Annotated in this window: 19 protein-coding genes; 10 read left to right on the top strand and 9 right to left on the bottom strand. The window is 57.2% G+C overall.

Annotated elements, in window-relative coordinates:
* Nucleotides 1-31: 31 nt before the first annotated feature.
* Nucleotides 32-1,411 (top strand): UDP-N-acetylmuramate:L-alanyl-gamma-D-glutamyl-meso-diaminopimelate ligase, encoded by a 1,380-nt coding sequence (mpl, locus tag H7A77_RS08025; protein WP_033651482.1) that lies wholly within the window; start codon nt 32-34, stop codon nt 1,409-1,411.
* Nucleotides 1,412-1,608: 197 nt separating this feature from the next.
* Here mpl and yhcN (H7A77_RS08020) read toward each other — a convergent pair whose 3' ends face one another.
* From yhcN (H7A77_RS08020) to argR, 3 genes are all read right to left on the bottom strand, one after another.
* Nucleotides 1,609-1,872 (bottom strand): peroxide/acid stress response protein YhcN, encoded by a 264-nt coding sequence (gene yhcN / locus H7A77_RS08020; protein ID WP_025305042.1) that lies wholly within the window; start codon nt 1,870-1,872, stop codon nt 1,609-1,611.
* A gap of 120 nt (nt 1,873-1,992) precedes the next feature.
* Nucleotides 1,993-2,256 (bottom strand): peroxide/acid stress response protein YhcN, encoded by a 264-nt coding sequence (gene yhcN, locus H7A77_RS08015; RefSeq protein ID WP_004933574.1) that lies wholly within the window; start codon nt 2,254-2,256, stop codon nt 1,993-1,995.
* Between the two features lie 403 nt (nt 2,257-2,659).
* Nucleotides 2,660-3,130 carry a transcriptional regulator ArgR gene (argR, locus tag H7A77_RS08010; RefSeq protein WP_016929335.1) on the bottom strand — a complete coding sequence of 157 codons (471 nt, stop codon included), beginning with the start codon at nt 3,128-3,130 and terminating at the stop codon, nt 2,660-2,662.
* Nucleotides 3,131-3,594: 464 nt separating this feature from the next.
* Between argR and mdh the strand changes: the two genes are divergently transcribed.
* Nucleotides 3,595-4,533: a malate dehydrogenase gene (gene mdh / locus H7A77_RS08005; RefSeq protein ID WP_033636811.1), complete on the top strand. Its 939-nt coding sequence runs from the start codon at nt 3,595-3,597 to the stop codon at nt 4,531-4,533.
* Between the two features lie 67 nt (nt 4,534-4,600).
* Here mdh and H7A77_RS08000 read toward each other — a convergent pair whose 3' ends face one another.
* Nucleotides 4,601-4,861 (bottom strand): helix-turn-helix transcriptional regulator, encoded by a 261-nt coding sequence (locus H7A77_RS08000; protein ID WP_004933567.1) that lies wholly within the window; start codon nt 4,859-4,861, stop codon nt 4,601-4,603.
* A 180-nt stretch (nt 4,862-5,041) separates the two neighbouring features.
* On the opposite strand from H7A77_RS08000, the gene H7A77_RS07995 reads away from it, so the two are divergent.
* Complete coding sequence (locus tag H7A77_RS07995) at nt 5,042-5,398, top strand: DNA-binding protein (RefSeq protein ID WP_033651481.1); 357 nt, start codon at nt 5,042-5,044, stop codon at nt 5,396-5,398.
* Nucleotides 5,399-5,448: 50 nt separating this feature from the next.
* Here H7A77_RS07995 and ispB read toward each other — a convergent pair whose 3' ends face one another.
* The gene (ispB, locus tag H7A77_RS07990; protein ID WP_033641648.1) at nt 5,449-6,420 is read right to left on the bottom strand and encodes an octaprenyl diphosphate synthase; all 972 of its coding nucleotides are present in this window, start codon (nt 6,418-6,420) and stop codon (nt 5,449-5,451) included.
* Between the two features lie 270 nt (nt 6,421-6,690).
* Here ispB and rplU point away from each other — a divergent pair, with 270 nt between their 5' ends.
* From rplU to cgtA, 4 genes are all read left to right on the top strand, one after another.
* Entirely contained in the window at nt 6,691-7,002 is a 312-nt protein-coding gene (gene rplU, locus H7A77_RS07985) for a 50S ribosomal protein L21 (protein ID WP_004933561.1), read from the top strand.
* Nucleotides 7,003-7,019: 17 nt separating this feature from the next.
* A complete protein-coding gene (rpmA, locus tag H7A77_RS07980) occupies nt 7,020-7,277 on the top strand; it encodes a 50S ribosomal protein L27 (protein WP_004933559.1) in 258 nt (85 codons plus the stop codon).
* 105 nt (nt 7,278-7,382) lie between these two features.
* Nucleotides 7,383-8,354: a DMT family transporter gene (locus tag H7A77_RS07975; protein WP_033651479.1), complete on the top strand. Its 972-nt coding sequence runs from the start codon at nt 7,383-7,385 to the stop codon at nt 8,352-8,354.
* Between the two features lie 16 nt (nt 8,355-8,370).
* Complete coding sequence (gene cgtA, locus H7A77_RS07970) at nt 8,371-9,543, top strand: Obg family GTPase CgtA (RefSeq protein ID WP_033641651.1); 1,173 nt, start codon at nt 8,371-8,373, stop codon at nt 9,541-9,543.
* A 36-nt stretch (nt 9,544-9,579) separates the two neighbouring features.
* Here cgtA and pmrB read toward each other — a convergent pair whose 3' ends face one another.
* The 3 genes from pmrB to dacB are packed head-to-tail and all read right to left on the bottom strand — an operon-like array spanning nt 9,580 to nt 12,742.
* A complete protein-coding gene (pmrB, locus tag H7A77_RS07965) occupies nt 9,580-10,641 on the bottom strand; it encodes a two-component system sensor histidine kinase PmrB (protein ID WP_182074026.1) in 1,062 nt (353 codons plus the stop codon).
* A complete protein-coding gene (gene pmrA / locus H7A77_RS07960) occupies nt 10,638-11,300 on the bottom strand; it encodes a two-component system response regulator PmrA (protein WP_182074025.1) in 663 nt (220 codons plus the stop codon). The genes pmrB and pmrA overlap by 4 nt, the downstream gene beginning before the upstream one ends.
* Nucleotides 11,301-11,308: 8 nt before the next feature.
* Entirely contained in the window at nt 11,309-12,742 is a 1,434-nt protein-coding gene (gene dacB, locus H7A77_RS07955; RefSeq protein WP_025159591.1) for a serine-type D-Ala-D-Ala carboxypeptidase, read from the bottom strand.
* 256 nt (nt 12,743-12,998) lie between these two features.
* Between dacB and greA the strand changes: the two genes are divergently transcribed.
* Nucleotides 12,999-13,475 (top strand): transcription elongation factor GreA, encoded by a 477-nt coding sequence (gene greA, locus H7A77_RS07950; RefSeq protein WP_004933539.1) that lies wholly within the window; start codon nt 12,999-13,001, stop codon nt 13,473-13,475.
* Nucleotides 13,476-13,587: 112 nt separating this feature from the next.
* Here greA and yhbY read toward each other — a convergent pair whose 3' ends face one another.
* Nucleotides 13,588-13,881, bottom strand: a complete 294-nt coding sequence (gene yhbY / locus H7A77_RS07945) for a ribosome assembly RNA-binding protein YhbY (RefSeq protein WP_004933536.1) — start codon at nt 13,879-13,881, stop codon at nt 13,588-13,590.
* 143 nt (nt 13,882-14,024) lie between these two features.
* Between yhbY and rlmE the strand changes: the two genes are divergently transcribed.
* Nucleotides 14,025-14,654, top strand: coding sequence for a 23S rRNA (uridine(2552)-2'-O)-methyltransferase RlmE (gene rlmE, locus H7A77_RS07940; RefSeq protein ID WP_004933533.1), 630 nt, complete (start codon nt 14,025-14,027; stop codon nt 14,652-14,654).
* Nucleotides 14,655-14,710: 56 nt separating this feature from the next.
* The gene (gene ftsH / locus H7A77_RS07935) at nt 14,711-16,642 is read left to right on the top strand and encodes an ATP-dependent zinc metalloprotease FtsH (protein WP_004933529.1); all 1,932 of its coding nucleotides are present in this window, start codon (nt 14,711-14,713) and stop codon (nt 16,640-16,642) included.
* Nucleotides 16,643-16,676: the final 34 nt, after the last annotated feature.

The raw sequence follows: 16,676 nt of genomic DNA, 5'->3' as shown, positions 1-16,676 counted from the left end.
CCGACATTCGATGCACTCACATGAGAAACCTATGCGCATTCACATTCTTGGGATCTGTGGCACCTTTATGGGCGGGCTGGCGATGCTGGCGCGCTCACTGGGGCATGACGTCACCGGTTCGGACGCCAACGTCTATCCGCCGATGAGCACGCTGCTGGAGAACCAGGGGATCGATCTTATTCAGGGTTATGATCCGGCCCAGCTGGATCCGGCGCCGGATCTGGTGATCATCGGCAACGCCATGACGCGCGGCAACCCGTGCGTGGAGGCGGTGCTGGAGCGTGGTATCCCTTACGTTTCCGGCCCGCAGTGGCTGCACGACGCCGTGTTGCGCGATCGCTGGGTACTGGCGGTCGCCGGCACCCACGGCAAAACCACCACCGCCGGCATGGCGACCTGGATCCTCGAAGCCTGCGGCTACCAGCCGGGCTTCGTCATCGGCGGCGTGCCGGGCAACTTCGACGTCTCGGCTCGCCTCGGCGGCAGCCCGTTCTTCGTGATCGAGGCCGACGAGTATGACTGCGCGTTCTTCGACAAGCGCTCCAAGTTCGTGCACTACAGCCCGCGCACGCTGATCATGAACAACCTGGAGTTCGACCACGCCGATATCTTCGACGATCTGAAAGCCATTCAGAAACAATTCCACCACCTGGTGCGCCTGGTGCCGGGCAAAGGCAAGATCATCCTGCCGGACAACGACAGCCACCTGAAGCAGGTGATGGCGATGGGCTGCTGGAGCGAACAGGAGCTGGTGGGCGAAGAGGGCACCTGGCGCGCGCAGAAGCTGACGCCGGACGCCAGTCATTACGCGGTGTTCCTCGACGGCGAGCAGGTTGGCGAAGTGAACTGGGCGCTGGTGGGCGAGCACAACATGCATAACGGCCTGATGGCCATCGCAGCGACCCGTCACGTCGGCGTGCAGCCGGCGGACGCCTGCCGCGCCTTGGGCGACTTCATCAACGCCCGTCGCCGCCTGGAGCTGCGTGGCGAAGCCAACGGCGTCACGGTCTACGACGATTTCGCGCACCACCCGACGGCGATCCTGGCCACTCTGGCCGCGCTGCGCGGCAAGGTAGGCGGCACGGCGCGCATTCTGGCGGTGCTGGAGCCGCGATCCAACACCATGAAAATGGGCATCAGCAAAAACGATCTGGCGCCTTCGCTCGGCCGTGCCGATGAAGTGTTCCTGTTCCAGCCGCATCACATTCCGTGGCAGGTTGCGGAAGTGGCGGATGCCTGCGTGCAGCCGGCGCACTGGAGCGCGGATCTCGACACGTTGGTGGAGATGGTGGTGAAAACCGCACAGCCGGGCGACCACATTCTGGTGATGAGCAACGGCGGTTTCGGCGGCATTCACGATCGCCTGTTGGACGCGTTGGCGAAAAAGCAGGAACCGAAGGTGACCTACTGATTGTTCAGCCGCATAAGCCAACCTAAGGGCCGCATTCGCGGCCTTTTTTACGCCCATAAAAAAGCCCTCGCGAGCGAGGGCAACGGGGTTCGTCGGATAGGACGACGAGAGGGTCTCTGGGAAATCGGCGTTTGCGTCAGAACTCGGCAGTGGCAGTGACGAGGGTAATCAGCTCTGCAAAGCCGTTCCCAGAGTTGTTATTTGTAAATCTCGGCGGTGGCGTGGTAGTTGCCTTCGTTACGCGCTTCGATCACGCGGTAGGCGGTCGCGCCTTTAGCATCGGCTTTCTCCGACAGCGCCTGGCGAATGTCGGTCGGTGCGCCGTCGATACCGCTGACGGTAATGGTGCCGATAGATTGCAGATTGGCGGTCTGATCGTTAGTCACCAACTGGGCGGCAGACGCGCCAAAGGAGATGACAGACAGCAAACCGAGTGCAGCGAGAGTAGTTTTCATGTTCATGATAGCGATCCTTGGTCATAACAGCCTGGAAGGGCTTGGCAGCGATTTTTATTCTTGAAGGCCGTTATGACAGCGTTTGATTCCAGAGATGTATTGCCCGTTGCCGGGTAATGCCGGTACTTATTTGTAGATTTCAGCGGTCGCGTGGAAGTTGCCGTCGTTGCGCGCTTCGATCACGCGGTAAGCGGTTGCCCCTTTGGCGTCGGCTTTATCGGACAGCGCCTGACGAATGTCGGAAGGCGCAGCGGCGACGCCGCTCACGGTGATCACACCGGCGGGCTGCAGTTTTGCGGCCTGGGTTGCGTCAACAGATTGTGCTGCGAATGCGCCAAAGGAAAGCATGGACAGAACGCTCAGGGTTGCAACGGTAGCTTTAATTTTCATCATCTCACCTCATCGTATTCTTTTATCAGTTCCAACGAACTGTGATTCAGTTCACGGAAATGAGTATACAGCTAGTAACGTGAAAAATTAATAGTTCGCTAACAGTTGCTAGTGAAACTTTAAACCGATGAACCTTATTTTTTATAACTACAAGGAATAAAAAACGCTCATAAAACGATCTTTCGATGTTAAATTTATGTAATTTCAATAAGGTAAGTGCTTTTGACCAAAAGTGCGGAAGATCACAGTGGGTACTGCTGGTTACATGGATATGTCATGGAAATGTGTTGTTGCGGGATAAAAAAGCAGTGTTAAACGCGGTTGAAGGCCGGAAAGGTAACGCGAGGGTTAAAGAAGCGCTAACAAAATGCGGGCGGTAGCCGCACTTTGTTAGCGCCAGGTTTCACAGCTCTTGCTCGAACACGCCCAGGATCGCTTCATGCAGCTTCTGAGCGGTAAAGCCGCTGGACGGCGTGACGAAAATCGTGTCGTCGCCGGCGATAGTGCCGAGGATGCCCTGGGATTTGCCCAAGGAGTCAAGCAGGCGGGCGATCAGCTGTGCGGCGCCCGGACTGGTGTGGATCACCACGACGGCGTCGTTATGGTCGACGTCCAGCACCAGGTTCTTCAGCGGGCTGGTGGTGGTCGGCACGCCGAGTTCGGCAGGAAGGCAATACACCATTTCCATTTTGGCATTGCGCGTACGTACCGCACCGAACTTGGTCAGCATGCGCGATACTTTGGATTGGTTAATGTTTTCGAAGCCTTCTTCTTGCAGCGCCAAAACGATCTCGCCTTGAGAACTGAATTTTTCTTCTTTCAATAACGCTTTGAACGTCTTGATCAGATCTTCCTGTTTTGCGGGATTACGCATTTTGCACCGTGGAATGTTGATAATGGAAGTCATGATTATGCATATAGATGAATTTTTATGCAACAAAGGCCGACCCAAAGAAAATAAACATGACCGGGCGGCGAGGAAAGGGCGGCATTTTAACAAAATCCGGCCGTGATGAATATGCCCTTTTGACGTCGGAAAATCGGCCTGCGCTGGTAAATAAAATGTTATTAAAATGATGTTGTTCTGATGTTGCGTAAGGGTGTAATGTAACGGCCGGTTAACTTGCTCGTGAATAACCTCGCACTATTTTTGATTAGTGTGCGCTATGCCCTTCATGCGTAAGCGATTTAATCTAAAATGGGCGCGACAGCGGTCATTTTATTGCACCTGCAGGCAACAATTAGCTAATTTATTGTTTTTAAAGGTGTAATAATTTAAGGTCCGTCACCAACACATTCACGGCGCTTTATATATTTAAGACAATAAAGGAGTATAGGATGAAAGTTGCAGTTCTCGGTGCTGCTGGCGGTATCGGCCAGGCCCTCGCCCTTCTACTCAAAACCCAGCTTCCTTCAGGTTCTGAACTCTCTCTCTACGACATTGCCCCCGTTACCCCAGGCGTTGCCGTCGACTTAAGCCACATCCCAACCGCAGTTAAAATCAAAGGCTTCAGCGGCGAAGACGCGACCCCGGCTCTGCAGGGTGCGGACGTGGTGCTGATTTCCGCCGGCGTGGCCCGTAAGCCAGGCATGGATCGCTCTGACCTGTTCAACGTTAACGCCGGCATCGTGCGTAACCTGATTGAGCAAGTGGCGAAAACCTGCCCGAAAGCCTGCATCGGCATCATCACCAACCCGGTTAACACCACGGTCGCCATCGCGGCGGAAGTGTTGAAAAAAGCCGGCGTTTACGACAAGAACAAACTGTTCGGCGTGACTTCGCTGGATATCATCCGTTCCAACACCTTCGTGGCCGAGCTGAAAGGCAAGCAGCCGGAAGAGCTGAACGTGCCGGTCATCGGCGGCCACTCTGGCGTGACTATCCTGCCTCTGCTGTCGCAGATCCCTGGCGTGAGCTTCACCGATCAGGAAGTGGCGGATCTGACCAAACGCATTCAGAACGCCGGCACCGAAGTGGTGGAAGCCAAAGCCGGTGGCGGGTCTGCTACGTTGTCCATGGGCCAGGCGGCCGCGCGTTTCGGTCTGTCTCTGGTGCGCGCACTGCAGGGCGAGAAAGGCGTTGTGGAATGCGCTTACGTTGAAGGCGACGGCAAATACGCTCGCTTCTTCGCGCAGCCGCTGGTGCTGGGTAAAAACGGCGTTGAAGAACGCAAGGATATCGGCACGCTGAGCGCCTTCGAACAGAAAGCGCTGAATGAGATGCTGGACGTGCTGCACAAAGATATCGAACTGGGCGAGAAGTTCATCAATAACTGATCGTCGCCGATAGTCAGCCGATAAACGCCGCCGGACGCTGTTCCGGCGGTTTTTTTTTGCCCCGCGTTCACGATTTGATGCGGGCTTTTCGATCCAGCAGGCAATCGCTGTGCGGATCATAATAGCGGCTTGGCCAGATCTCCGATGGGTGGATGCCGATTGCTTCGGCGATCAGCCATTCCCCCTTCGGCCAGGGACGCGACAGCGCGTTGGCCAGCGTTGATGAGCTTAATCCGGCCTTGCGCGACACCGCCGCCAGCGTGGTGCCCTGTTTGCGTAACGCCGCGATGATATCTGCCGGATGCCAATCTGGGTTCCTTGAATTCATGTTTACATTCCTTTTCTGATTAGCCAAAGTTGCGTTAGTGGTATAACTAACGGATCAGGGTTAGGCGTTTGAACAACGTGAAACGCTTATTCGGAAACAAGAATACCATTAAATTTCCTAAAAAATACCCAAGTAATTTCCAAAAATGACTTTGCCCACTATTGCCCAGAGATGATGGCTATGAAAAACGAGTGGTTTGCCGCCAAGGAACTGACAGGCATCGCAGGATTACCTTCCTCACCACAGGGAATCAATCTGATGGCCCGGCGCGAAGGCTGGATAAGCCGCAGGCGTAAAGGCGTGCAGGGAAAAGCGTTGGAGTATCATATCGACAGCCTGCCGCCTGGCGCGCGCAACCTGCTGATGCTGAAAGAAGATGGGGCGGCGTATGACGTAGAACGCCAGGATCCGTTAGCGGTATGGATCGAGTATTACTACCATTTGACGGAGAGCGAGCGCGAGAAAATGGTGGCTTTCCTGATGCGGGAAGGGATAGGCGGCCTGCTGGCGCGCATTGACGAAGAGAATAATACCTAGACAGGCCCGCATCAGCGGGCCTGATAAGAACGTTAAGAAACTTTTGTTTCTTAAAAGTCGCGTTGCACTGCCAGATGCGCCAGGCCTTCCAGCGCCGTGCGGTGCTCCGAGGCCGGCAAGACCTGCAGCGCGGCGATCGCCTTGTCGGCTTCTTCCTCGGCGCGTTGGCGAGTGTATTCCAGCGAACCGCATTGTTGCATCGCCTGCAATACCGGCTCCAGCAGATGACGACCGTTGCCTTGCTCAATCGCGCCGCGGATCATCTCACGCTGTGCGTCGTCGCCGTTGTGCATCGCGTGCAGCAGCGGCAGGGTCGGTTTCCCTTCATTCAGATCGTCACCGGTGTTTTTGCCCAGGGTGCTGCCGTCGGCGCTGTAGTCGAGCAGATCGTCGATCAGCTGGAAAGCGGTGCCGAGGTAGCGGCCATAATCTTGCAGCGCCTTCTCTTGCTCGGCGTTGGCGCCGGACAGGATCGCCGACGATTGCGCCGCCGCCTCAAACAGACGGGCGGTTTTGCTGTAGATCACCCGCATATAGCTTTCTTCGCTGATGTCAGGATCGTGCACGTTCATCAACTGCAGCACTTCGCCTTCGGCGATGACGTTGACCGCCTCCGACATCAGCGCCAGCACGCGCAGCGATTCCAGGCTGGTCATCATCTGGAAGGCGCGGGTATAGATAAAGTCGCCGACCAGCACGCTGGCGGCGTTGCCGAACGCGGCGTTGGCGGTGGCTTTGCCGCGGCGCATGTCCGATTCGTCGACGACGTCGTCATGCAGCAGCGTGGCGGTATGGATGAATTCGATCAGGGCGGCGACGGTGACGTGCTTGTTGCCTTCATAGCCCAACGCTCGCGCCGCCAGGACGGCGATCATCGGCCGGATGCGTTTACCGCCACCGCTGATAATGTAATAGCCAAGCTGATTGATGAGCGTGACATCGGAATTCAGCTGTTCGAGAATTGTTGCGTTCACGGCCGCCATATCTTGCGCGGTTAACTCGGTAATTTGCTCTAGGTTCATTGTGTTTTTTTCAGCTGTGTTTCTCTTCACCGCGTTGAGATCGCTGCTCACATCGGTACATGGCGGTAACTGTCCCTATGATTGTACTTGAAAAACGGTTCAGATAAACGCCACGAAAGAAACTGTGTTTTTTTTCTTCTTTTTTGTACATCTGGTCTTATTCTGCTCTTGTCATGCGCCGCTTTTTTGCGTAGAATTCGCGCCCTATTGTGAATATTTATAGCGCGCTCTGAACTAACACAGTCGGGCACGCGGAAAGCGGAGTTTTATATGTACGCGGTTTTCCAAAGTGGTGGTAAACAACACCGAGTAAGCGAAGGTCAGACCGTTCGCTTGGAAAAGCTGGACATCGCAACTGGTGAAGCGGTTGAGTTTGACCAGATTCTGATGATCGCTAATGGCGAAGATATCAAAATCGGCGTTCCTTTCGTCGATGGCGGCAAGATCAAAGCTGAAGTCGTTGCTCACGGTCGTGGCGAGAAAATTAAAATTGTTAAGTTTCGTCGTCGTAAACACCACCGTAAGCAGCAGGGCCACCGTCAGTGGTTCACTGACGTTAAAATCACCGGCATCAGCGCTTAAGTTAGGAGAGCGGATTAATGGCACACAAAAAGGCTGGCGGCTCGACTCGTAACGGTCGCGATTCAGAAGCTAAACGTCTGGGCGTAAAACGCTTTGGCGGCGAAGCAGTACTGGCAGGCAGCATCATCGTTCGTCAGCGCGGCACCAAATTCCACGCTGGTACCAACGTGGGTTGCGGCAAAGACCACACTCTGTTTGCTTTGAAAGACGGTAAAGTCAAATTCGAAGTTAAAGGCCCGAGCAATCGTAAATTCATCAGCATCGAAGCTGAATAATTTTTCGAGCCTTACGAAATAGATGTAAGCCCCGCAATTCGTTGCGGGGCTTTTTACATTTATGGGTTGCCTGCGGGCAGCCCCGTCAGCGTTGGCGAAGGTAATATGGATACGAAGCAGCAGGTCGGCGTGGGTATTTCCCTGGCGTTAACCACGGCGGTTTGCTGGGGCGCGTTGCCGATCGCGATGAAAGAAGTGTTGGCGGTGATGGAGCCGTTTACCGTCGTTTGGTATCGCTTTACCATGGCCGCCATCGGTTTGGGCGTGATCCTCGCGGTGCGCGGCAAGCTGCCGCCGCTGAAGATGTTCCGTCAACCGCGTTGGCTGCTGCTGTTGGCGATCGCCACGGCGGGGCTGTTGGGCAACTTTGTGTTCTTCAGTTCCTCGCTGCAATACCTGAGCCCGACGGCGTCGCAGGTGATTGGCCAGCTGTCGCCGGTGGGCATGATGTTCGCCAGCGTGCTGATTTTAAAAGAGCGCATGCGCATCACCCAGGTCATTGGCGCCTTGATGCTGATTTGTGGACTGATGTTGTTTTTCAACGTCAGTCTGATAGAGATCTTTACCCGGCTGACGGACTACACGCTGGGCGTCATGCTGGGCGTGTGTGCGGCGATGGTCTGGGTGAGCTACGGCGTGGCGCAGAAGGTATTGCTGCGACGGCTGGCTTCGCCGCAGATCCTGGTTATGTTGTACACTTTATGTGCGATAGCGTTGTTCCCTCTGGCCAAACCTGAGGTGATTTTCCAGCTTAGCGGCTGGCAATTGGCGTGCCTGCTGTTTTGCGGCGCCAACACGTTGATCGGCTATGGCGCGCTGGCGGAAGCGATGGCGCGCTGGCAGGCGGCGCAGGTGAGTGCGTTGGTGACGCTGACCCCGCTGTTTACCCTGCTGTTTTCTGATTTATTGGCGCTGGCCTGGCCCCAGGCGTTCGCCGCGCCGACGTTAAATCTCGTCGGCTATGTTGGCGCGTTTGTGGTCGTGGCGGGCGCTATGTTTTCCGCAATTGGTCACCGGTGGTGGCCGCGACGGGCAGAACCCCCCCAGGTTGCTCCTTTGAAGCAGCCCGGTGAATGATTTACGGAGACGGTAAATGAAGTTTGTAGATGAAGCAGCGATTCTGGTCGTTGCAGGCGATGGCGGCAACGGATGCGTCAGCTTCCGCCGCGAAAAATATATCCCTAACGGTGGGCCTGACGGCGGCGACGGCGGCGACGGCGGTGACGTCTACCTGCTGGCGGACGAGAACCTCAATACCCTGATCGACTACCGCTTTGAGAAGTCTTTCCGCGCCGAGCGCGGTCAGAATGGCCAGAGCCGCGACTGTACCGGTAAACGCGGTAAAGACGTCATCATCAAGGTGCCGGTCGGCACGCGCGTGAAGGATCAGGGCACCGGCGAGATCCTCGGCGACATGACCCGTCACGAGCAGAAACTGATGGTCGCCAAAGGCGGCTGGCACGGTCTGGGCAACACCCGTTTCAAATCGTCGGTCAACCGTGCGCCGCGTCAGAAGACGCTGGGCACCGCCGGCGAAGCGCGCGATCTGTTGCTGGAGCTGTTGCTGCTGGCCGATGTGGGCATGCTGGGGCTGCCGAACGCCGGCAAATCGACCTTCATCCGCGCGGTGTCCGCCGCCAAGCCGAAGGTGGCCGATTATCCGTTTACCACGCTGGTGCCAAGCCTGGGCGTGGTGCGCATGGACCACGAGCAGAGCTTTGTGGTCGCCGACATTCCGGGGCTGATCGAGGGCGCCTCCGAAGGCGCGGGCCTGGGCATTCGCTTCCTGAAACACCTGGAGCGTTGCCGCGTGCTGCTGCACCTGGTGGACATTGCGCCGATCGACGAATCCGATCCGGTGGAAAACGCCAAAGTCATCATCAACGAGTTGAACCAATACAGCGAAAATCTGGCACAGAAGCCACGCTGGCTGGTGTTCAACAAAATTGATGTGATTGGTGAGGAAGAAGCCGCCGAACGCGCCAAGGCGATTGTGGAAGGCATGGGCTGGGAAGGAAAGTACTACATGATCTCCGCCGCCAACCGCGAAGGCGTCAACGCGCTGTGCTGGGACGTGATGAACTTCATCAATACCCAGCCGAAAGCGATGGCGATCGAAGAAAGCGCGCCGGAAAAAGTCGAATTCATGTGGGACGACTATCACCGCGAACAGCTGGCGGAGATGGAATCGGAGGCGGATGACGACTGGGATGACGACTGGGACGAAGACGACGACGAAGGTGTCGAAATCATTTACCAGAAGTAATTCGATGATAAAGGGCTCAGCAACGCTGGGCCCTTATTATTTGAGCGCCTTTTCCGGCAGCCAACACTGGGCATTCAGGCCGCGCGCATCGCGGCGGTTTTCCAGCGTCAAGCGCCCCTGGTGCAGCTGTACGATGCGGATCACGATATTCAAGCCCAGTCCGCTGCCGCCGTAGCGCTGATCCATGCGGCGAAACGCCTGCGTCAGCTCCCCGACCATCTCTTCCTTGATCCCCGGGCCATCGTCGATGACCTGCAGCAGATAACCGCGGTCCTGCGGCGTTAACCGCACCTGTATCGCGCCGCCTTCCGGGCCGTATCGGTGGGCGTTTTCGACCAGGTTACGCAGCAGCAGCCGCAGCAGCACCGGATCGCCGTTCACCGCGGCGGCGGCCGGCAATTGCCAGGCCAGCGTTTGCCCGCGTTGGGCGGTCATTTCGTCGAGCTCTTCACGCAGCGGCTGGATCACATCGGCTACCCAATCGAAATGCTGGTAATGGCCGCTGGCAAAGTCTTGCCCGGCGCGCGACAGCATCAGCAGTTGCTCGACGGTGTACATCAGTTGATCGATGCGGGCGATCAGCGCCTGGCTGCCCTGGACGCCCTGTTTTTCCATCAGTTCCAGATGCAGGCGGATGCCGGCCAGCGGCGTGCGCAGCTCGTGGGCGGCGTCGGCGGTGAACAGGCGTTCCTGCTGAATGGTGTTGTCCAGCCGTGAGAACAGCTGATTGAGCGCATTGGTGACCGCCACCATTTCCTGGCTGTCGCTGGTGATCGGCAGCGGCGTCAGGTTATCGGCAGAGCGCTTTTCCAGCCGCTGCTGCAATTGGTTGAGCGGGCGGGTGATCCAGCTGATGGCCCAGAAAGACGCCAGCAGGGTCACGATCATCATGATCAGCGAAGGCGCCAACAGCGAGGCGATGGCTTCGGCGATCTCGGTATCGACGCGCTCGCTGCGCACTTTGGCGGACAGGGTTTCGTCCACCAGGAAGCTGATCTGTTCCTGGCTTTCGTGCCACAGCCAGAAGGCGCTGATGAGCTGCGTGACCAACAGGATCAGCGCCAACATCAGCAGCAGGCGGCGGCGCATGCTGATCATGAGGAAGGTTCCAGGCGGTAGCCGATGCCGCGCACGGTGCGGATGCGATCCTTGCCCAGTTTGCGACGCAGGTTGTGGATGTGCACTTCCAGCGTGTTGGAGCCCAGATCGTCTTGCCAGGTGTAGAGATCTTGTTGCAGGAGCTCACGGTTGACCGTCTGCCCGGCACGCATGATCAGGCGCGACAGAATGGCGAACTCTTTTGGCGTGACCTCCACCGGCTGTTGCTGCAGGTAGACCTGCTGGCTGGAGAGGTTCAACTGCAGGTCATCCACCTGCATCAGATTGTCGCTGTGGCCCTGGTAGCGCCGCAGGAGGGCGCGCACGCGCGCCTGCAGCTCAACCAGTGCGAAGGGTTTGACCAGGTAGTCGTCGGCGCCGGCGTCCAGCCCGTCGACGCGATCTTCCAGGGCGTCGCGGGCGGTCAGGATCAGCACCGGCAGATCGATCTGCTGGCGGCGCCACTGCCGCAGCAGCGCCGTGCCGTCCATATCCGGCAGGCCGAGATCCAGGATCACCATGCTGTATTGGCTGGTGATGAGCAGGCTGTTGGCCTCCGCCGCCGTGGCGGCGCAGTCGCAGACGTAACCCTCGCCGGTCAGCGCCAACGCCAGCCCCTGTTGCAGCAGTTCATCATCTTCAACGACCAGCAGCTTCATGACGACCCTCAGTTGTTTTGGTAAATATCCCGATACAGGCGGCTTTCGAAGCGCACCAGCGGCGCGCGGCGCTGTTTCTGATCTTCCGGCGGCACGGCGTAGCCGGAGAGATACTGCACGAAGGCCATGCGCTGGCCGCTGGCGGTCGTGATGAAGCCCGCCAGGTTGTAGACGCCCTGCAGCGCGCCGGTCTTGGCCGATACCTTGCCGTCGACGCCGGCTTCATGCAGGCCGCCGCGGTAGCGCAGGGTGCCGTCATAGCCGGACAGCGGCAGCATCGAGATAAAGTTCAGCTCGTTGTCGTGCTGCGCGATGTACTGCAGCGCCTGCATCATGGTCGCCGGGGCCAGCAGGTTGTGGCGCGACAGGCCGGAACCGTCGGCGATGATGGTATTGCCCAGATCGATGCCGGCCTTTTGGCGCAGCACCTGGCGCACCGCATCGGAGCCCGCTCGCCAGGTGCCCGGCACGCCGAAGCGCTCATGGCCGATGGTGCGGAAGACGGTATCGGCAATCATGTTGTCCGACTTTTTCAGCATGATCTTCAACAGATCGTGCAGCGGTGCCGACTGGGTTTGCGCGATCACCGTGCCGGTAATGCCGGGACGCGTCTGGCGTTTCAAATGCCCGTCGATCTGGATGCCGGCCTGCGTCAGCTCGTCTTTCAAGATGGCGCCCGCATAGCTGGCGCCGTCCTGGATGGCGAAGGCCAGCGGCAACGGCTCGCTGCGCTGCGTCAGGCAGCCGGTCAGGGTAAAGCGGTTCAGCTCGCCCGGCACCACGTCCAGCTCGCAGTACTGCGCGTCTGCCGAGCCGCGCGCCAGGGTGCGCACCTGGCTAAACATATTAACCGGATAATAGGAGGCGACGCGGATAAACGCCATGTCGCCCGGATTCGGCGCGCTGTACAGCGAGACCGAGAAACAGTTGCGATCGACGATGGCGGCGGCCGGCGGCGCGCTGAAGCACTGCGTCAGATCGTTCCACGGCCAACCGGGCGCTTTGTCATGGCTGGCGAAGACCGAGGTATCGACCAGCACATCGCCGCTGATTTGGCGCACGCCTTGCTTTTTCAGGACGGCCACCATATTGCGCAGGCTCTGGCGTTTGAAGGTCGGATCGCCGCTGAAGCGAGCGATCAGGTTGCCGCGCAGCACGCCGTCGCGGATATCGCCCTGGCTCTCCAGCGTGGTGGTGAAACGGTAATCGGGCCCGAGTTGCAGCAATGCCGCCAGCGCCGTCAGCACTTTTTGGGTACTGGCCGGCAGCGCCATTTGCTGAGAGTGGTAATCGATCGTCGGCGAGCCGGCGCCGATCTTCTGAACGACCAGGGCAAGGTTGGCCCCATCAGGCAGATATTGTGTGTACTCTTCAACCGGGGCCGCATTCGCATTCAGAACAAATGCGCAAGCCAATGCACTGACAATTCGTGAAAAACGCATAATCTCGGGATAACAGCTGGATAACGTGCCGTCATACTACGGTGCAATCAGGGAAAAAGTAAACGATGACCCTCAAGGAACTCTAGGCTAAAATGCGTATCAAAATGCAAAACCGATCTTGGCTTGGGCTCCGTTCCGAGTCAGGTTTCTTTTGTTTGTCGCCTGGAGGCGGGGGGCGGTATGCCAACCGTGTTTTCATACGAATACGTCAGGATGACGGTTATTTGAACAGGAAAGATTTAGAGGTATTTATACGATGAACCAAATTCCGATGACCTTGTTTGGCGCTGAAAAACTGCGCGAAGAGCTCGAATATCTGAAAAGCGTGCGCCGCCCGAAAATCATTGCGGATATCGCTGAAGCGCGTGAACACGGCGACCTGAAAGAAAATGCCGAGTACCATGCCGCCCGCGAACAGCAGGGTTTCTGTGAAGGCCGCATTCAGGAAATCGAAGCCAAGCTGTCCAATGCTCAGGTGATCGACATCACCAAGATGCCGAACACCGGTCGGGTGATCTTCGGCGCCACCGTATCGGTGATGAATCTGGACAGCGAAGAAGAAGTGACTTACCGCATCGTTGGCGACGATGAGGCCGATTTCAAGAAAAATCTGATTTCGGTAAACTCGCCGATGGCGCGCGGCCTGATCGGCAAAGAGCAAGACGATGTGGTGGTGATCAAAACCCCAGGCGGCGACGTGGAATACGAGATCCTGAAGGTCGAGTATCTCTGATCGGGACCGTTGGTCATTAATGCGCCAACGTTTTGTAAAGATAGGAAAAAGGCCGCAAGCGGCCTTTTATCTTGGTCAGGCGCATGGCACCTTTTCGTTAACCTGATGGTTATTAACGCGGTAGACTGATCTTGCGCTCTTTCGACGGGCGGTAAAGAATAAGCGTACTGCCGATAACTTGCACATTGCAGGCGCCCGTTTCACGCACGATAGCGTCGGCGATCAGGGTCTTGGTTTCGCGATCTTCAGCGGCGATTTTTACCTTGATCAGCTCATGATGCTCCAGAGCCTGTTCAATTTCAGCCAGCACCCCTTCGGTAAGACCGTTATTGCCCAGCATCACCACCGGTTTTAACGGATGCGCCAGGCCTTTCAGGTGCTGTTTTTGTTTATTATTCAGATTCATTGTCTTTTTTGCTTAAGTTGGGATTGAAAACGGTACATTCTACCGCCATCTCATGTATATCACCAAATCGGTCTTCACCGGTGTGAGTCTACGTGAGCAGCGACCCTGACATAAGACTCTTTTTATGATAGTTGGAAAACGAGATGGCTAATAAAAAGCGTTCGGCTAGCTCCAGTCGCTGGTTACAAGAACACTTTAGCGATAAATATGTACAGCAGGCGCAGAAAAAGGGACTGCGTTCCCGTGCCTGGTTTAAACTTGATGAAATACAGCAGAGCGACAAACTGTTCAAACCGGGCATGACCGTGGTTGACTTGGGCGCCGCACCGGGCGGCTGGTCGCAGTATGTGGTCACCCAAATCGGCGGTACCGGGCGCATCATCGCCTGTGATATTTTGCCAATGGATCCTATCGTTGGCGTCGATTTCCTTCAGGGCGATTTTCGTGATGAACTGGTGCTGAAGGCACTGTTGGAACGAGTAGGCGAGAGTAAGGTTCAGGTGGTCATGTCCGATATGGCCCCGAATATGAGTGGCACCCCGGCGGTCGATATTCCAAGGTCGATGTATCTGGTGGAGTTGGCGCTGGATATGTGTCGTGATGTCCTCGCACCAGGCGGAAGTTTCCTGGTGAAGGTGTTCCAGGGAGATGGCTTTGACGAGTACCTACGGGAAATTCGCTCCCTGTTTACGAAGGTTAAGATTCGTAAGCCAGACGCTTCCCGCGCCCGTTCGCGCGAAGTGTACATTGTAGCGACAGGGCGCAAACTGTAGTACCCTAACGCTGTTTGTTAACACAGTTGTAAGATGAGGTTAATCCCTTGAGTGACATGGCGAAAAACCTAATTCTCTGGTTAGTCATCGCGGTAGTGTTGATGTCTGTATTCCAGAGCTTTGGGCCCAGCGAGTCGAATGGCCGTAGGGTGGATTACTCTACCTTCATGTCCGAACTGACCCAGGACCAGGTTCGCGAAGCGCGAATCAACGGACGTGAAATTAACGTTACCAAGAAAGACAGTAACAAATACACGACCTACATCCCTGTCAACGATCCTAAGTTGCTGGATACGTTGTTAACGAAGAATGTGAAAGTTGTCGGCGAGCCGCCTGAAGAGCCGAGCCTGCTGGCTTCTATCTTTATCTCTTGGTTCCCGATGCTGTTGCTGATCGGGGTCTGGATCTTCTTTATGCGGCAAATGCAGGGCGGCGGCGGCAAGGGCGCGATGTCCTTCGGCAAGAGCAAGGCCCGCATGCTGACGGAAGACCAGATCAAGACCACTTTCGCCGATGTCGCCGGGTGTGACGAAGCGAAAGAAGAGGTGAGCGAACTGGTGGAATACCTGCGCGAACCGAGCCGTTTCCAGAAGCTGGGCGGCAAGATCCCGAAAGGCGTGCTGATGGTTGGCCCGCCGGGGACCGGTAAAACGCTGTTGGCGAAAGCGATCGCCGGCGAAGCGAAGGTACCGTTCTTCACCATTTCCGGTTCCGACTTCGTCGAAATGTTCGTCGGCGTGGGTGCATCCCGCGTGCGCGACATGTTCGAACAAGCGAAGAAAGCCGCGCCGTGCATCATCTTCATTGATGAAATCGACGCCGTCGGTCGCCAGCGTGGCGCCGGCCTGGGTGGCGGTCACGATGAGCGTGAGCAGACCCTGAACCAGATGCTGGTTGAGATGGACGGTTTCGAAGGCAACGAGGGCATCATCGTCATCGCGGCGACCAACCGTCCGGACGTGCTTGACCCCGCGCTGCTGCGCCCGGGCCGTTTCGACCGTCAGGTCGTGGTCGGGCTGCCGGATGTGCGCGGCCGTGAGCAGATCCTGAAGGTGCACATGCGCCGCGTGCCGTTGGCGGCCGACATCGACGCCTCCGTCATTGCGCGCGGTACGCCGGGCTTCTCCGGTGCCGACCTGGCCAACCTGGTCAACGAAGCGGCGCTGTTCGCCGCCCGCGGCAACAAGCGCGTGGTGTCGATGGTGGAGTTCGAGAAAGCCAAAGACAAGATCATGATGGGTGCGGAACGTCGCTCCATGGTGATGACTGAAGCGCAGAAAGAGTCGACCGCGTATCACGAAGCGGGCCACGCCATCATCGGCCGCCTGGTTCCTGAACACGATCCGGTGCACAAAGTGACCATTATTCCTCGTGGCCGTGCGCTTGGCGTGACCTTCTTCCTGCCGGAAGGGGATGCGATCAGCGCCAGCCGTCAGAAGCTGGAGAGCCAAATCTCCACCCTGTACGGCGGTCGTCTGGCGGAAGAGATCATCTACGGGCCGGAAAAAGTCTCTACCGGTGCGTCGAACGACATCAAAGTGGCGACCTCCATCGCTCGCAACATGGTGACCCAATGGGGCTTCTCCGAGAAGCTGGGGCCGCTGCTGTATGCGGAAGAAGAGGGCGAAGTGTTCCTGGGCCGTTCCGTGGCCAAGGCGAAGCACATGTCGGATGAAACCGCGCGTATCATCGACCAGGAAGTGAAGTCGCTGATCGAACGCAACTACACGCGTGCTCGCTCGCTGCTGATGGAAAACATGGACATCCTGCACTCGATGAAGGATGCGTTGATGAAGTATGAAACCATCGATGCGCCGCAGATCGACGATCTGATGAACCGCAAAGACGTGCGTCCGCCGGCGGGCTGGGACGATGCGAACAAAGGCAACAGCTCCGACAACGGTGGCACCCCGAAAGCCCCGACGCCGGTAGATGAGCCGCGCACCCCAACGCCGGGCAACACCATGTCCGAACAGCTCGACAAGTAACAGCGGCTGTGTAATAACATCAAACCCCGGCATG

It is taken from the genome of Serratia sp. ME47 (genome assembly GCF_903970925.1).
Classification (GTDB): Bacteria; Pseudomonadota; Gammaproteobacteria; order Enterobacterales; family Enterobacteriaceae; genus Serratia; species Serratia ureilytica.
This window is presented reverse-complemented; position numbering and strand designations above follow the sequence as displayed.

What these genes read in the sequence shown, in the direction of transcription:
- mpl (WP_033651482.1), top strand. Translation starts at nt 32, where the DNA reads ATGCGCATTCACATTCTTGGGATCTGTGGCACCTTTATGGGCGGGCTG.
- yhcN (WP_025305042.1), bottom strand. Translation starts at nt 1,872, where the DNA reads ATGAACATGAAAACTACTCTCGCTGCACTCGGTTTGCTGTCTGTCATC.
- yhcN (WP_004933574.1), bottom strand. Translation starts at nt 2,256, where the DNA reads ATGAAAATTAAAGCTACCGTTGCAACCCTGAGCGTTCTGTCCATGCTT.
- argR (WP_016929335.1), bottom strand. Translation starts at nt 3,130, where the DNA reads ATGCGTAATCCCGCAAAACAGGAAGATCTGATCAAGACGTTCAAAGCG.
- mdh (WP_033636811.1), top strand. Translation starts at nt 3,595, where the DNA reads ATGAAAGTTGCAGTTCTCGGTGCTGCTGGCGGTATCGGCCAGGCCCTC.
- H7A77_RS08000 (WP_004933567.1), bottom strand. Translation starts at nt 4,861, where the DNA reads ATGAATTCAAGGAACCCAGATTGGCATCCGGCAGATATCATCGCGGCG.
- H7A77_RS07995 (WP_033651481.1), top strand. Translation starts at nt 5,042, where the DNA reads ATGAAAAACGAGTGGTTTGCCGCCAAGGAACTGACAGGCATCGCAGGA.
- ispB (WP_033641648.1), bottom strand. Translation starts at nt 6,420, where the DNA reads ATGAACCTAGAGCAAATTACCGAGTTAACCGCGCAAGATATGGCGGCC.
- rplU (WP_004933561.1), top strand. Translation starts at nt 6,691, where the DNA reads ATGTACGCGGTTTTCCAAAGTGGTGGTAAACAACACCGAGTAAGCGAA.
- rpmA (WP_004933559.1), top strand. Translation starts at nt 7,020, where the DNA reads ATGGCACACAAAAAGGCTGGCGGCTCGACTCGTAACGGTCGCGATTCA.
- H7A77_RS07975 (WP_033651479.1), top strand. Translation starts at nt 7,383, where the DNA reads ATGGATACGAAGCAGCAGGTCGGCGTGGGTATTTCCCTGGCGTTAACC.
- cgtA (WP_033641651.1), top strand. Translation starts at nt 8,371, where the DNA reads ATGAAGTTTGTAGATGAAGCAGCGATTCTGGTCGTTGCAGGCGATGGC.
- pmrB (WP_182074026.1), bottom strand. Translation starts at nt 10,641, where the DNA reads ATGATCAGCATGCGCCGCCGCCTGCTGCTGATGTTGGCGCTGATCCTG.
- pmrA (WP_182074025.1), bottom strand. Translation starts at nt 11,300, where the DNA reads ATGAAGCTGCTGGTCGTTGAAGATGATGAACTGCTGCAACAGGGGCTG.
- dacB (WP_025159591.1), bottom strand. Translation starts at nt 12,742, where the DNA reads ATGCGTTTTTCACGAATTGTCAGTGCATTGGCTTGCGCATTTGTTCTG.
- greA (WP_004933539.1), top strand. Translation starts at nt 12,999, where the DNA reads ATGAACCAAATTCCGATGACCTTGTTTGGCGCTGAAAAACTGCGCGAA.
- yhbY (WP_004933536.1), bottom strand. Translation starts at nt 13,881, where the DNA reads ATGAATCTGAATAATAAACAAAAACAGCACCTGAAAGGCCTGGCGCAT.
- rlmE (WP_004933533.1), top strand. Translation starts at nt 14,025, where the DNA reads ATGGCTAATAAAAAGCGTTCGGCTAGCTCCAGTCGCTGGTTACAAGAA.
- ftsH (WP_004933529.1), top strand. Translation starts at nt 14,711, where the DNA reads ATGGCGAAAAACCTAATTCTCTGGTTAGTCATCGCGGTAGTGTTGATG.